The sequence below is a fragment of the Microbacterium sp. 05N427 genome (assembly GCF_056397105.1).
On record NZ_JBFTMT010000010.1, the window covers coordinates 109,203 to 122,601 of the forward strand.

Genomic DNA, 13,399 nt, shown 5'->3' on the forward strand with positions numbered 1-13,399 from the left:
TCCACTCCGAATGCACAACCGACTGGAGAACCAACACATGACCTGGCACGCCCACATGATCGCCCCTGACGCCGCCTTCGACGGGGCACCGTTGCTCCGGCGCGAGTTCGCGCTCGAGGAGGGGCATGGCGCTGTCAGGGACGCTCGGCTCACCTTGACCGCGCAGGGGATAGTGGAAGCGTGGATCAACGGGCGCGCCGTTTCCGAGGACCTGCTGACTCCCGGATGGAGCAGCTACCAGTGGCGGCTCCGCTATGCGACTTACGACGTCACCGCCCTGCTGGAGGGCACGAGCGTCCTGGGTCTCGCGCTTGGCAAGGGCTGGTTCGGCGGGCGCCTCGGCTGGACTGGCGGCGGGTCTTACTACGGCGACGAGCTTGGCGCGTTCGCCCAACTCGAGGTGACGTTCGAGGACGGATCGACCCAACTCGTGACTACTGATGAGCAGTGGTCCAGCGGCCCGAGCGCAGTGCTGGCGAACGACCTGTACGACGGGCAGACTATCGACGCGCGGCTGCGTGACGACGCGTGGCTGCGCCCGGGCTTCGACGGCACCGGGTGGACGGGCGTACGCGTGCTCGACTTCGACACCGCAACGTTGCAGCCCTACATCGGCCCAAGCGTGAAGCGGTGGGCTGCGCTGCCGGTGCAGGAGATCACCACATCTCCGTCGGGAAAGACGCTGCTCGACTTCGGCCAGAACCTGGTCGGCTGGATCAAGGTCAGGGTCCAAGGGGCGGCGGGGAGCGAGGTCGTCATCCGGCACGCCGAAGTGCTCGAGCACGGCGAGCTCGGCGTGCGGCCGCTGCGCAGCGCGAAAGCGACCGACCGATACATCCTCTCGGGCGGCGTCGATGAGTTCGAGCCGACTTTCACCTTCCACGGGTTCCGTTACGCCGAGGTCGAGGGCTGGCCGGGAGAGCTGAAGCCCGAGGACCTCACGGCGGTCGCGATCAGTTCGGAACTCACTCGCATCGGGGAGTTCCGCACCTCCGACCCGCTACTGAACCAACTGCACGAGAACGTCGTCTGGGGCATGCGCGGCAACTTCATCGACGTGCCCACCGATTGCCCGCAGCGGGACGAACGCCTCGGCTGGACGGGTGACATCGCCGCCTTCGCCCCGACCGCTGCCTTCCTCTACGACGTCGATGGATTCCTTGCCGATTGGCTGGTCGACCTCGACCTGGAACAGAAACACCACGACGGCGTCGTCGGATACGTCATCCCCGACATCCTGACGATGATCGGCGTCCCGGAGGAGATCGGCCCCATCGACTCCACCGCAATCTGGAGCGACGCGGCCGTATGGGTGCCATGGACGTTGTATCAGGCGTACGGGGATGAGGAGGTGCTGCGCCGCCAGTTCGACTCGATGGCCGGACACGTGCGGCGGGTGCACAGCAGGCTCTCACCCGCCGGGGTCTGGGAGGGTGACTTCCAGTTCGGCGACTGGCTCGACCCGGACGCGCCACCGGAAGATCCGGCCGCGGCAAAGGCGGACAAGGGAGTCGTGGCGACAGCGTGCGCGTACCGGTCGGCCGCGCTGGTCGCAGACATCGCGCGCGTGCTGGGCCGCGAGGCGGAGGCACTGGCGTTCGACGACATCGCGGCGGGGCTGCGCGCCGCGTTCAACGACGAGTATGTGGCCGACGGCATCATCCGCAGCGATTGCACGACCGTGTACGCTCTGGCGATCGTGTTCGATCTGCTCGACCCGGCGGACGAGACGTTTGCGGGCAACCGCCTGGCCGAGCTGGCCGCCGAGGCCGGCTATCGCATCTCAACCGGGTTCGCCGGCACCCCGTTCATCACGGACGCGCTCAGCCGCACCGGCCATGTGGATGACGCCTACCGGCTCCTTCTCGAACGCGAGAACCCGTCATGGCTGTACCCGGTCACGATGGGCGCCACAACAATCTGGGAGCGATGGGACTCGATGCTTCCCGACGGCACCATCAACCCGGGCGAGATGACCTCGTTCAACCATTACGCGCTCGGTGCCGTCGCCGACTGGATGCACCGGGTGATCGGCGGCCTGTCGCCGCTCTCTCCCGGATATCGATCAGTGCTCATCGCGCCGGTCCCCGGTGGGGGGCTGACCGAGGCGGAGACCTCTCTGCAGTCCCCGCACGGCCGCATCGTGGTGCGATGGAACCTCGATGGCGACGAGCTGACGGTGGAGGCGGAGGTTCCCGCCGGTGTCGACGCCGTCCTGCGGCTTCCGGGAATTCCCGACCGTCACGTAGCCGCTGGCTCCTTCCGGGTGACCGCCACCGTACCGACCCCCCTCACCGCCGGAGAGCTTCYGTCCCGACCGTGATCCCACGGACGAAACATCCAACGTACGACTCAATCAGCGAGCTTCCTGCTGTTGCTGCGGCAGGTGGAGAACGACGCCGCGGCAGCGTGCGTGCACGCCGCTCCCGAAGCAAGAATCACGACCTTCGACACAGCCGATGTGTACGCCGACACGGCCGCCACATTCTTCCCGGGGGATCCGCATCAGCGGAGGCTACTCGGATGGCGGTTTGCGCAGGTCTTTGACACCCGTGCGACGTTTCTTCGCCTGCAGGCGGCGTTCTTTGGCTCCTCGCGTCGCGGTCGTCGGTCGACGGGTGGGCGAAGGCGGGCGCAATGCCTCGGCCACCACCGATGCGAGGCGGGCGCGTGCCGCGTCTCTGTTGCGCAGCTGGGCACGATGCTCGGATGCGGCGATCGTCAGCACTCCGTCCACGAGGCGACCGCTCAGTCGGGTGAGGATCCGGTCGCGCTGCGGCACCGTGAGGACCTTCGAAGCCGCCGCATCCCACGCGAGTTCCACGCGAGAGTCCGCGGTGTTCACGCCCTGGCCCCCGGGACCGGAAGACCGCGAGAACCGCCACGACAACTCGGCTTCGGGGATCGTGAGCCCCGGCGTGACTCGCAGGCCGGGACGATGGGCGGCGGGCATGCATCCATCATGCCCCTCGTCGCGCATGCACCCCGACGATGCCGGATAGGGTGACGACGTGACTGTGCCAGGTCCATCGCTCCCCGCTTCCGCGCCACGGCCGGGGGCCGTCTACTATCTGGGGCGGGCGATTCTGCGGCCGTTGTTCTGGCTGTTGTACCGCCCGCGCATCGTGGGACGAGCGCACATCCCCGAGCGCGGACCGGTGCTGTTGGCGAGCAACCATCTCGCGTCGCTCGACACCGTCATCATCCCGACATCCGCGGCGCGTCCCGTGCAGTTCCTCATCAAGGCGTCGTACTTCGCGGGCACCGGGATCCCCGGCCGGTTCAAACGCTGGTTCTTCAGGTCGATCGGCGGCGTGCCGGTGCATCGCGCGACCGGTCGTGACGCACGCGCCGCGCTCGACGCAGGGGCCGGCATCCTGCGGGCGGGGAGTGTGTTCGCGGTGTTCCCGGAGGGATCCCGCTCACGCGACGGGAAGCTCCACGACGGTCACGGCGGCGCCGCATGGATGGCGCGCGACACCGGCGCCACGATCGTGCCCGTCGGGCTGATCGGCACCGGCTCCGCCACGCCGCTGAGCCATCTGCTGCCAGGGAGGCCGCGCCTCGAGGTGCGCTTCGGGGAGCCGCTCGACCTCGCCGACCTCGACGGTGTTCCGGACGGCAGAGCCCGTCGCGAGATCACCGAGCGCATCATGGTCGCCATCGCGCACCTCAGCGGGCAGGAACGCTCGGGCAGTGTCAACGCGACCTCCCGCGACTGAGCCCCACAGCAGCGGCGGCCGCTGCAAGTCCGTCAGGTTCGGATGAGCCGCTGAGCAAGAAATCTATATTACCTCCAAGTGGAGGTTTCTGTTACGCTGGCCGCACGGGCAGCGAGTGCCCGGTCCCTTGCAGAGAAGGAAGGTCGACGTGGCCCTGCCAGAAACCTCGGTTCAGCTCTACACGCTCGCGGCGGAGTTCTCCGCCGATATGGCGGGCTCGCTCGACAGGCTCGCCGCCATCGGCTTGCGCAACGTCGAGGCGTTCGACTTCGTGCGCCGCCCGGACGAGATTCGCGCCGCCCTCGACGCGTCGGGGCTGGCCTCGCCCACCGGGCACGCGCCGCTGCTCTCCGACGAGCTGTGGACGCCGGACGGATCCATTCCCACGCCCGCCCCCGAGGTCGTCTTCGAGGCCGCAGCCACGCTGGGCTTGAAGACCGTCATCGACCCGTTCGTCGCACCGGAGCGCTGGTTCACCCTCGAGGGGGTCACCGCGATCGCCGACCGCCTCAACGCCCTCGCCGACACCGCCGCGAGCTTCGGCCTCGCCGTGGGCTATCACAACCACGCGCAGGAGTTCGTCGCCGACTTCGACGGGCAGAGCGCCTATGAGCGCTTCGTGGCGCTCACAGACGAGCGGATCGCTCTCGAGCTCGACCTGTACTGGGCCCTCGTCGGCGGACAGGATGTCCCCGCCCTGGTCTCCCGTCTGGGCGACCGCCTCGTCGCCGTGCACGTCAAGGACGGCATCGCCCCCGAGAGCAACCCGTTCGCCCCGGGTGCCGGCGAGTTCGGTTCGGACAGCCTCGACCAGCGCCACGCGGGCAGCGGCGACGTGCCCCTCGCCGACGCGCTGCGGGCGGCGTCGGCCGTGCAGTACGCCATCATCGAGTACGACAACGCGCCGGGCGACGTCTTCGACGACATCGCCGCGAGCTACGCCTTCCTCACCGAGGGCGGTTTCTCCCGATGAGCGCGGTCGGGATCGGCGTCATCGGCGTCGGCGTCATCAGCGACACGTACCTCGAGAACCTCGCGAGGTTCCCCGACACCGAGGTGCTCATCGTCGGGGACGTGCTGGTCGACCGGGCTCAGGCGCAGGCCGAGAAGCACGGCATCGCGGCCTGGGGTTCCGGCGAGGACGTCCTCGCCCACCCGGGTGTCGAGTTCGTCATCAACCTGACCACTCCCGACGCGCACATCGAGGTCTCCCGCGCGGCGGTCGCCGCCGGCAAGCACGTCTGGAGCGAGAAGCCGCTCGGCCTCGACCGCGACGCCGCGGCGACGCTGCTGCGCGAGGCGGAGTCGGCGGGGATTCGCGTCGGCTCCGCCCCCGACACGCTGCTCGGCCCGGGATTCCAAGCCGCGCGCCGGGCGATCGAGAGCGGAGTGATCGGGCGCCCGCTGTTCGCACAGACCACCTTCCAGACCCAGGGGCCGGACCTGTGGCACCCCAGTCCCGCCTTCCTCTTCGCCGAGGGCGCAGGCCCGCTGCTCGACATGGGTCCGTACTACTTCTCCGCGCTCGTGAGCCTGCTCGGCCCGGTCTCGAACGTTGCGGCGGTCGGCAGCAAAGCACGCGAGGAGCGCGAGATCCGCACGGGCCCGAACGCCGGCGCCCTGTTCCCGGTCGAGGTTCCGTCGACGATCCAGATCGTCACCTCCTTCGAGCAGGGCGCACAGGCGCAGAGTCTGCTGAGCTTCGACTCGGCGCTGGAGCGCCACGGCGTCGTCGAGATCCACGGCACCGAGGGCACGATCGTGATTCCCGACCCCAACATGTTCGCCGGGCGGATCGCGTACGTGAAGCCTCTCGGCGTGCTGCGCGACGGCATGTCGTTCGAGCAGGAGTGGGTGGAGATCACCCACGAAGACCTCGAGATCGGCCGCGGGCTCGGCGCCCTCGACATGGTGCGCGCGATCGCCGCGGACCGGCCGCACGTGGCCTCCGGTGAGCTCGGCTTCCATGTGCTGGACGTGCTGCTGTCCGCACAGGAGTCGGCGCGCACAGGCCGGACGGTCGCCGTCGAGAGCACGGTCGGGCCCGTCCCGCTTCTGCCGGCCGAGTTCGACCCCTTCGCCGCCACTCTCTGAACCCGTCGGCTCCGGCGGCCGCACCGGTCAGCGGCCCCGAGCCGACGACTGTCGGTCCTGATCCGGGGGTTCTGCCCCTCGCGGGATCCCCGGATCAGTCGGAGCCGGTGTCGGTGCCGGCGGAGAGCAGGCGGTCCAGCATCTCGAGCGCGGCCTCGTGATCGACCGCATCGTCGAGCAGCCACTGCGTCTGCAACCCGTCGGACGCGGCGATGACGAGGGCCGCGACGAGATCCGGATCCAGGTCGGCGCGCAGCGCGCCCGAGGCCTGGAGGTGACGCACCTGTGCGGACATCGCGGTGCGGATCCGCGTGAATCGCTGCGTGATGAATTCCTGCGCGGCGGTGTGCGAGTCTTCGAGAGCCATCGACACCAGAGTCGAGTACAGCTGGACGAGTCCAGGGATGCTGCGATTGCGCTCCGCCGCCGTGCGCATCGACAGCGCAGGGCTGGTGTCCAGCGGAATCGGCTGGGCCGCATCCTTCGCGCTCTCCGATGCGCGGTAGACCTCCACGAGCAGTTCCTCCAGGGACCCGAAGTAGTGCGTCAGGGCCGCGTGCGTGACGCCGACCTCCTGGGCGATCGCACGCAGGCTCGTCTTCTGAGACCCGCGACGGGCGAACACCTCGATCGCCTTGTCGAGGATCTCCTGGCGTCGGGCGATGCCCTTGCGGTATCGGCCGGTGCTGCGGGGTGCTGCGGAGGAATCGGCCATCACCCGATGATAGCGACGGCCAGGAGGCCACCGGGGTGGCGCGGACGGTCCGGGCATGGAAGGCTCTCTGGCCGGAGTCGCGACAGCCGCCGTCCCCACCAGGTCGATCGCTCGGCCGCCGGATCGACTGATCGCCCGCGCCCGCCGCGTAGGCTGGTCGGGGCCGTTCGGCTCGACGGGAGGCGRCAGGGTCGTATGGAAGAGCAGGATCCGCGCTCTCAGGATCCCGGCTCCTCGCGCCCGCCGACGGCTCTGATCCGCGTGTGGGCGCGGAGCCATTTCTCGCTCGCCCCCGCGACGTCCCGGCGTTGGCCGGTCGCGCTGCAGGCCGCGCTGTCGATGTTCGTGCCGGTCGCGCTGTTCACGCTGTTCGGGCAACCGGCGATGGGCATGATGGCGGCGAGCGGCGCCTTCACGACGATCTACCTCGTCGGTGCCGCGCCGAGAGTGCGGATCCGGCTGCTGCCCGTCATCGGCGTCGCGATCCTCGGCTTCGCCGCGATCGGGACCCTGCTCGCGCCGTTCCCGATCCTCGCCGCGATCGGTCTGGTCGTGGTCTCCGTGATCGCTGCCGCCCTGCACTACGGGTTCCGGCTCGGCCCGCCGGGACCGGTGTTCTTCGTGCTCGTCTATGGGCTGGCCACTCACCTGACCGGGGTCTCCGGCGGACGTCGCCTGGTCGAGCCGCTGGTCTTCCTCGCCGCTCTCGCCGCGGGCGCGCTCATCGCCTACCTGGTCGCGGTGGCGGCGTTCTTGATCACCGTGACGCGGGGCGGCACTCCGCCACCGGTGCGCACGCAGATCGCCCGCCGCCCGCAGCTGGACCGGGACACGGCGGCGCTGCTGCTGCGGGTGGCTCTGGTCGCCGTCGCCGGGACGCTCCTCAGCATGCTGCTCGTCGACCCTCAGCGGGCGTACTGGACGGTGTGCGCGGGGATCGCCGTGATCGGGGTCAATGTCGGCCGGCGGGTGGCGTTCATCCGCGGCAGTCAGCGATTCCTCGGCACCCTCGTCGGCGCGGGGCTCTTCGCGCTGCTCGGGTCGCTGCCGGTGCCGGCCTTCGTGCTGCCGTTCCTGCTGGCCGGGCTGCAGTTCGCGATCGAGATCTTCGTGGTCCGCAATTACGCGCTCGCGCTCGTCTTCATCACCCCGCTCGTCCTCTTCATCATCTCGGCCGCGGCGGGTGCCGTGGGAGGGCTCCCCTGGGACCTGATCGTGGAGCGCGTCGTGGACACCCTGATCGGTGCCGTGCTGGGCGCGGTCTCGGGGGTCGTCCATCCGCGGGCGAGAGCGCGTCCTTCGCGCTGAACGGAGGCGGCGTTCCGGTGCCGTCTCGCCCCGATGTCGTGGCCGCCATGCTCGGGATCCGGGATCGACGCCGCGTCCTAACTGCTCGGCGCGGCAGAATGGCAGGCAACAGCATCCCCGCCAGGAGGTCACCATGTCGAACGACCGCGCGTCCGCTTTCCTCGCCCTGCATCACGGCTCCGGCTTCGTGCTCCCTAACGCGTGGGATCCGGGATCCGCGCGGTTGCTCGCCCCGCTCGGCTTCCCCGCGATCGCGACCACGAGCGCCGGCATCGCCTGGTCGCTCGGCGTGCCCGACGGCGGCGCGCTGGATCTCGACACGATGCTCGAGAAGGTCTCGGCGATCGTCGCGGCGGTCGATGTGCCGGTGACCGCGGATCTCGAGTCCGGGTACGGCGAGGATCCGCAGGACGTCGCCCGCACGGTGCTGCGCGCGGCCGAGATCGGCGCGGTCGGCGGCAACCTCGAGGACACGGCAGCCGGCGCCCTGTTCGGGGTGGACGAGGCGGCCGAGCGGATCGCGGCGGCCCGTGACGCGGCGCCACGAGGGACGTTCGTGCTGAACGCCCGTACGGACGCGTACTTCTTCGGCGGGACCACGGACCCCTTCGCCGAGACGGTCGCGCGGGCGCAGCGTTATGTCGAGGCCGGCGCCGACTGCATCTTCGTCCCGGGCGTCAACGACGAGGACACGATCCGGCGTCTGGTCGCCGAGATCCCGGCTCCGCTCAACATCGTGGCCGGTCTCGCCTCGCGCGTCATCCCGGCGCCCGAGCTCTTCGCGCTCGGCGTGAAGCGGGTGAGCCTCGGCGGCAGCCTCGCCCGAGCCGCGCTCACCGCACTCGAACGCGCGGGGCGTGAGCTGCTCGAGACGGGCACGCTCGGCTTCCTCGACGGCGCCCTCCCGTATGCGGAGGTGCAGCGCCGGTTCGCCGGCTGAGCGGTGCAGCGCCGGTTCGCCGGCTGAGCACCGCCCCGCCGCCGGCGGACCGGTCCCGCGGCGAGACCGGGTCCGCACGACGCGGTTCGGCTCAGCGTCCGATGCTCGACATGTCGGCGTAGCGCTCGCCCGCCGCCGCCGGCAGGGCGCCGAGCGCCGCGAGGTGTTCCGGCGTCAGCACGAGCGTGTCCGCGGCGACGTTCTCCTCGAGCCGCGAGACCCGCTTGGTGCCCGGGATCGGCGCGATGTCCGCACCCTGCGCGAGCACCCAGGCGAGTGCTACCTGGGCCGGCGTCGCGCCGAGCTCTTGAGCGACCGCCTCGACCGCCTCCACGATCCGCAGGTTGGCGTCGAGGTTGTCGCCGGCGAACCGGGGGTTGCTGCGGCGGAAGTCGCCGTCGGCCAGAGACTCGGCCGAGCGGATCGCGCCGGTGAGGAAGCCCCTCCCGAGCGGCGAGTACGGCACGAGGCCGATGCCGAGTTCGCGCAGCACCGGCAGCAGCTGCTCGCCGGGCTCCCGTGTCCACAGCGAGTACTCGGTCTCCAGCGCCGTCACCGGATGCACCGCGTGCGCGCGACGGATCGTCTCCTCGCCCGCCTCAGAGAGCCCGTAGTGCAGGATCTTGCCCTCCGAGACGAGCTCGGCGAGGGTGCCGACCGTGTCCTCGATCGGCGTGGCCGGATCCATCCGGTGCTGGTAATACAGGTCGATACGGTCGGTGCCGAGCCGTTGCAGCGAGCCCTCGACCGAACGTCGCACGTTCTCCGGGGTACCGTCGAGAACCCGACCGCCCTCGGCGCCGGCATGGATCCCGAACTTGGTCGCGATCACGACCCCGTCGCGACGTCCGGCGAGCGCGCGGCCGACGAGCTCCTCGTTCGTGTGCGGGCCGTACATCTCGGCGGTGTCGAGCATCGTGACGCCGAGATCGAGGGCACGGTGGACGGTGCGGATCGACTCCGCCTCGTCGGTGTTCGCGCCCGCGTAGAAGGCCGACATGCCCATGCAGCCGAGGCCGAGCCGGCCGACGGAGAGGGCGCCGAGGGTTGCGTGCTTCATGAGGAGAGCCTTTCGCTGTAGAGGTCGATCTTGATGTCGATGGCGCCGAGCGCGTCGTCCAGCTCCGCGCGTCGGGCGAGCACGGTCTCGCGGTGCTCGCGCAGCAGCGCGAGCCGTTCTGCACTGGTGCCGTCGCCCGCACGGGCGAGCTCGACGTAGCGGCGAACGGTCGCGATCGGCATCGCCGTCGAGCGGAGCTTGCGCAGGAACCCGAGCCAGGCGAGGTCGCCCTCGGTGTACCGGCGGCGGTCGGAGGACACCCGGTCGACCGGTGTCAGCATGAGCCCCTCGCGCTCGTAGTAGCGGAGGGTGTGCGCGGTCAGCCCGAGCTCTTGCGCGGCCTCGGAGATCGAGCGCGTCGTGGTCGTGTCCTGCATGCGCCCCACGCTACGACTTCGAGTGCGCTCGAAGTCAAGCCGGATCCGGTCCGTTCGCCGCGAGGACCGACAGCACGTTGCCCGCAGGGTCGGTGAACCAGGCGATGTCCGGTCCGCGGCCGGGGCCGCCGTGCGCGATGCCCTTCGCGTCGGTGCCGAAGTCGGGATCCGTGTAGATCTTCGTCACCACGCCGCGGGCGTTGAGGTCGTCGACCGCCGCCTCCACGTCGTCGACCGGGAAGTTCAGGATCGTGAAGCTCGCCGGGGTGTGGTTCGGCTTCGCGTAGACGAGGATGGATCCCCCCTGCGGCAGCCGGATGTCGAGGAACCCCATCGGGTTCGTCGAGACGTCCAAGCCGAGCGTCTCGCCGTAGAAGGTCCGGGCGGCGTCGACGTCGTCGACGCTGAACCCGCTGAACGCATGCGTGGTCTGGAAACCGGTCATGGTCCCAGCATGCGCTCCTCGGCGGCGCGGGTCCAGGGGTGAGCGCGGTGTCCGGCCGGAACGCCTCGGCCGCGCGGATCACACCGTCCCTGCGACCTCGGCTTCCACCGCTCGGCGGAAGGCGAACTCGGCGTTCGCGAACACGACGTAAAGGAGGAGCCCCGGCACGAGCGCGCCGAGCACGGGCTGGAGGATGACCGCGGCCGCTGAGATCGCGAGCAGCACGAGCGCGAACACGCTGAAGTACCAGCGCCGGACGGAAAGGTAGATCGCGGCCTTCACGATCGCGCGCACCGACGCCTGCGGGTACAGCACGAGCCCGGCGAGCGCCGAGGTGCAGGTCGCGAGCACCCAGGCGGCCAGCACGGCGAGCGTCGGTGCGACCAGGGGCGCCCAGGCGGTGCCGGTCAGGATCGCGCCGTCGTAGAGGACGAATCCGATCGCGAGCGCCGTGGCGAGGCCGAGCAGTGCGGCCGCCGTGCCGCGGCTGCGGTACCCGTGCCAGAACGCGGCGAACGGACGCGGCGGCTCCTCGTCGCGCATCCGGCGGAACACCTCGAAGGCCCCGGCCAGCGAGGGGGCGAGTGTGAGCGAGAGCAGCAGCACGGTCGGCCAGGCCTGCAGCGCGTCGCGCGAGACGAAAAGCAGCACGGCGAGCGGCAGGTTCGCCAGCACGAGCAGCAGATCCGTCATCAGGATCGTGTACGCGTAGGCGAACATCGACTCCATGGTCTCCTGGCGCAGATGCAGGATCCGGCGCCGCGACGGACGGGGCTGGGCGCGATCGTCGATCACGGCGCTCATCCCTTCATCCCGCTCGTCGCGATCCCGCTGATGAAGTAGCGCTGCCCGGCGAGGAAGATGGCCAGGATCGGGACGATCGAGATCACGGATCCGGTCATGATCAGGGCGTACTGCGCGGAGTACTGGCCGATGAACGACTTGAGTCCGATCTGCACCGTCCACAGCTCGTTGCTGGAGAGGTAGATGAACGGTCCCATGTAGTCGTTCCAGGTGTTCACGAACGTGAGCAGGGCGAGCGAGGCGAGCGCGGGCTTCGAAAGCGGCAGGATGATCCGCGCCCAGATCCCGTAGTCGCTGAGGCCGTCGATCCGGGCGGCCTCGTTGAGCTCGTCCGGGATGGTCATGTAGTACTGGCGCATCAGGAACACCCCGAACGCGCCGAACGCCTGCAACAGGATGAGCGCGGTGAACGTGTTCGTCAGGCCCGCCTTCTGCATCATCACGTACTGCGGGATCATGTAGGCCTGCCATGGCACGGCGATCGTCGCGATGTAGGCGAGGAACAGGGCGTCCCGGCCGGGGAAGCGCACCTTGGCGAAGCCGTAGGCGGCGAAGCTGCCGGTGAGCACCTGCAGGATCGTCATCACGATCGCGAGGAACGCCGAGTTCGCGAGGTAGCCGGCCATCGGGATCTGGGTCCAGATCTCCGCGTAGTTGCTCCACACGAAGGTGGTCGGCAGCCACTGCACGGGCACCGTGAGCACCTCGTCGTCGTGCTTGAACGACGAGGAGAGCATCCACAGGAACGGCAGCAGCACGACGGTCAGCAGGACGACGAGGAGCACGTACATCCCGATGCGGCCGATCCGCGCGCGGCTCCTCCTCGTGCGGGGTCGGGAGACGGCGGGAGGCTGCACGCGCCCGCTGTCGAGCTGCTGGGCGAGGTCGGACGTGAGAGAGGACATCAGCGCTCCCTCCTCTGCTGGATCCGGAATTGGAACACGGTCACGATCAGGACGATCAGGAACAGCACGAGCGAGATCGCCGAGGAGTACCCGAACTGGCCGTTCAGGATGCCGTTCTGGTAGATGAGCTGCGAGAGCACGAGCGTCGCGCGCCCGGGCCCGCCGCCGGTCATCACGAAGATGAGGTCGAAGACCTTGAAGCTCGACACGCTCAGCAGCACGAGAACGAGGAAGGTGGTGGGTCGAAGCGACGGCAGCGTGATGTTCCAGAACGTGCGCCACCGCCCTGCGCCGTCCATCGCGGCGGCCTCGTAGTACTCCTGCGGGATGGCCTGCAGCCCCGCGAGGAACAGCACCATGTAGTAGCCCATGTCGCGCCACACGCTCGTGATGATCACGGCGGGAAGTGCCCACCCGGTGCTCGAGGTCCATCCCGGCGGGTTCGCGATCCCGAGCAGGTGCAGGAACTGGTTGATCGGTCCGTTCACCGGATCGAAGAGCATGTTCCAGACGATGGCGATCGCGACGAGCGAGGTGATGTAGGGGAAGAAGATGGCGACCCGGAAGAAAGCGATGCCGCGCAGCTTCTGGTTGAGCAGGATCGCGAGCCCCAGTGCGCAAACCAGGGTCAGCGGCACGTGGCCGAGCGCATAGAGCAGGGTGTTGACCAGCGCGACGTGGAAGTTCTGGTCGCCGAACAGGCGCGTGAAGTTCTTGATCCCGGCGAACGTGGGCGGGTTGTAGGCATCCCAGTTCATGAACGCCAGCACGAAGGCGGCGAGCACCGGGACCAGGGTGAACAGCGCGAATCCGAGGAAGTTCGGCAGGATGAAGCTCCAGCCGACGAGGATGCTGTGCCGGCGCATCCGGCGGCTCGCGACCGTGCGCTGCACCGTTGCGGGCGGGCGGTCCGTGGTGGTGGTCATGTCTCTCTCTGCTCCGGTTCGGGGAGGGGGATCAGGGGCGTCGAGCGCCCTTCGTCTCGCTGCGCTCGCTCAGGGACCGGGGGGTGGCGCCTGGGTGGGGCCC

General features: G+C 69.5%; 14 protein-coding genes. 6 read left to right on the forward strand and 8 right to left on the reverse strand.

Going from position 1 to position 13,399, the window contains the following annotated elements:
* Window positions 1-37 precede the first annotated feature (37 nt).
* A complete protein-coding gene (locus AC1DG4_RS11475; protein WP_477421245.1) occupies window positions 38-2,323 on the forward strand; it encodes an alpha-L-rhamnosidase in 2,286 nt (761 codons plus the stop codon).
* Between the two features lie 192 nt (window positions 2,324-2,515).
* On the opposite strand, the gene arfB is transcribed toward AC1DG4_RS11475, so the two are convergent.
* The gene (arfB, locus tag AC1DG4_RS11480) at window positions 2,516-2,953 is read right to left on the reverse strand and encodes an alternative ribosome rescue aminoacyl-tRNA hydrolase ArfB (protein ID WP_477378263.1); all 438 of its coding nucleotides are present in this window, start codon (window positions 2,951-2,953) and stop codon (window positions 2,516-2,518) included.
* A 58-nt stretch (window positions 2,954-3,011) separates the two neighbouring features.
* Between arfB and AC1DG4_RS11485 the strand changes: the two genes are divergently transcribed.
* The 3 genes from AC1DG4_RS11485 to AC1DG4_RS11495 all read left to right on the forward strand — a co-directional run bounded on the left by AC1DG4_RS11485 (window position 3,012) and on the right by AC1DG4_RS11495 (window position 5,816).
* Window positions 3,012-3,722, forward strand: coding sequence for a lysophospholipid acyltransferase family protein (locus AC1DG4_RS11485; protein ID WP_477378265.1), 711 nt, complete (start codon window positions 3,012-3,014; stop codon window positions 3,720-3,722).
* 148 nt (window positions 3,723-3,870) lie between these two features.
* Window positions 3,871-4,695, forward strand: a complete 825-nt coding sequence (locus tag AC1DG4_RS11490) for a sugar phosphate isomerase/epimerase family protein (RefSeq protein ID WP_477378267.1) — start codon at window positions 3,871-3,873, stop codon at window positions 4,693-4,695.
* Window positions 4,692-5,816, forward strand: coding sequence for a Gfo/Idh/MocA family protein (locus AC1DG4_RS11495; RefSeq protein WP_477378269.1), 1,125 nt, complete (start codon window positions 4,692-4,694; stop codon window positions 5,814-5,816). The genes AC1DG4_RS11490 and AC1DG4_RS11495 overlap by 4 nt, the downstream gene beginning before the upstream one ends.
* 94 nt (window positions 5,817-5,910) lie before the next feature.
* Here AC1DG4_RS11495 and AC1DG4_RS11500 read toward each other — a convergent pair whose 3' ends face one another.
* Window positions 5,911-6,531 carry a TetR/AcrR family transcriptional regulator gene (locus tag AC1DG4_RS11500; RefSeq protein ID WP_477378271.1) on the reverse strand — a complete coding sequence of 207 codons (621 nt, stop codon included), beginning with the start codon at window positions 6,529-6,531 and terminating at the stop codon, window positions 5,911-5,913.
* Window positions 6,532-6,726: 195 nt separating this feature from the next.
* Between AC1DG4_RS11500 and AC1DG4_RS11505 the strand changes: the two genes are divergently transcribed.
* Together AC1DG4_RS11505 and AC1DG4_RS11510 are read left to right on the forward strand one after the other, a co-directional pair.
* A complete protein-coding gene (locus AC1DG4_RS11505) occupies window positions 6,727-7,839 on the forward strand; it encodes an FUSC family protein (protein WP_477378273.1) in 1,113 nt (370 codons plus the stop codon).
* Between the two features lie 133 nt (window positions 7,840-7,972).
* On the forward strand, window positions 7,973-8,779 hold the full coding sequence (locus AC1DG4_RS11510) for an isocitrate lyase/PEP mutase family protein (protein ID WP_477378275.1): 807 nt from the start codon (window positions 7,973-7,975) through the stop codon (window positions 8,777-8,779).
* Window positions 8,780-8,870: 91 nt separating this feature from the next.
* On the opposite strand, the gene AC1DG4_RS11515 is transcribed toward AC1DG4_RS11510, so the two are convergent.
* From AC1DG4_RS11515 to AC1DG4_RS11540, 6 genes are all read right to left on the reverse strand, one after another.
* Complete coding sequence (locus tag AC1DG4_RS11515; RefSeq protein ID WP_477378277.1) at window positions 8,871-9,839, reverse strand: aldo/keto reductase; 969 nt, start codon at window positions 9,837-9,839, stop codon at window positions 8,871-8,873.
* Window positions 9,836-10,216 carry a MerR family transcriptional regulator gene (locus AC1DG4_RS11520; RefSeq protein WP_477378279.1) on the reverse strand — a complete coding sequence of 127 codons (381 nt, stop codon included), beginning with the start codon at window positions 10,214-10,216 and terminating at the stop codon, window positions 9,836-9,838. Before AC1DG4_RS11520 ends, AC1DG4_RS11515 begins: the two co-directional genes overlap by 4 nt.
* 34 nt (window positions 10,217-10,250) lie before the next feature.
* Window positions 10,251-10,661: a VOC family protein gene (locus AC1DG4_RS11525; RefSeq protein ID WP_477378281.1), complete on the reverse strand. Its 411-nt coding sequence runs from the start codon at window positions 10,659-10,661 to the stop codon at window positions 10,251-10,253.
* 78 nt (window positions 10,662-10,739) lie between these two features.
* Window positions 10,740-11,465: a DUF624 domain-containing protein gene (locus AC1DG4_RS11530; protein WP_477378282.1), complete on the reverse strand. Its 726-nt coding sequence runs from the start codon at window positions 11,463-11,465 to the stop codon at window positions 10,740-10,742.
* Complete coding sequence (locus AC1DG4_RS11535; RefSeq protein WP_477378284.1) at window positions 11,462-12,370, reverse strand: carbohydrate ABC transporter permease; 909 nt, start codon at window positions 12,368-12,370, stop codon at window positions 11,462-11,464. Before AC1DG4_RS11535 ends, AC1DG4_RS11530 begins: the two co-directional genes overlap by 4 nt.
* Window positions 12,370-13,296: a carbohydrate ABC transporter permease gene (locus tag AC1DG4_RS11540; protein ID WP_477378286.1), complete on the reverse strand. Its 927-nt coding sequence runs from the start codon at window positions 13,294-13,296 to the stop codon at window positions 12,370-12,372. The genes AC1DG4_RS11535 and AC1DG4_RS11540 overlap by 1 nt, the downstream gene beginning before the upstream one ends.
* Window positions 13,297-13,399 lie beyond the last annotated feature (103 nt).

Excerpts from the sequence above, each read along its gene's own strand:
- arfB (WP_477378263.1), bottom strand. The coding sequence starts at position 2,953 with ATGCCCGCCGCCCATCGTCCCGGCCTGCGAGTCACGCCGGGGCTCACG.
- AC1DG4_RS11495 (WP_477378269.1), top strand. The coding sequence starts at position 4,692 with ATGAGCGCGGTCGGGATCGGCGTCATCGGCGTCGGCGTCATCAGCGAC.
- AC1DG4_RS11500 (WP_477378271.1), bottom strand. The coding sequence starts at position 6,531 with ATGGCCGATTCCTCCGCAGCACCCCGCAGCACCGGCCGATACCGCAAG.
- AC1DG4_RS11505 (WP_477378273.1), top strand. The coding sequence starts at position 6,727 with ATGGAAGAGCAGGATCCGCGCTCTCAGGATCCCGGCTCCTCGCGCCCG.
- AC1DG4_RS11510 (WP_477378275.1), top strand. The coding sequence starts at position 7,973 with ATGTCGAACGACCGCGCGTCCGCTTTCCTCGCCCTGCATCACGGCTCC.
- AC1DG4_RS11515 (WP_477378277.1), bottom strand. The coding sequence starts at position 9,839 with ATGAAGCACGCAACCCTCGGCGCCCTCTCCGTCGGCCGGCTCGGCCTC.
- AC1DG4_RS11520 (WP_477378279.1), bottom strand. The coding sequence starts at position 10,216 with ATGCAGGACACGACCACGACGCGCTCGATCTCCGAGGCCGCGCAAGAG.
- AC1DG4_RS11525 (WP_477378281.1), bottom strand. The coding sequence starts at position 10,661 with ATGACCGGTTTCCAGACCACGCATGCGTTCAGCGGGTTCAGCGTCGAC.
- AC1DG4_RS11530 (WP_477378282.1), bottom strand. The coding sequence starts at position 11,465 with ATGAGCGCCGTGATCGACGATCGCGCCCAGCCCCGTCCGTCGCGGCGC.
- AC1DG4_RS11535 (WP_477378284.1), bottom strand. The coding sequence starts at position 12,370 with ATGTCCTCTCTCACGTCCGACCTCGCCCAGCAGCTCGACAGCGGGCGC.
- AC1DG4_RS11540 (WP_477378286.1), bottom strand. The coding sequence starts at position 13,296 with ATGACCACCACCACGGACCGCCCGCCCGCAACGGTGCAGCGCACGGTC.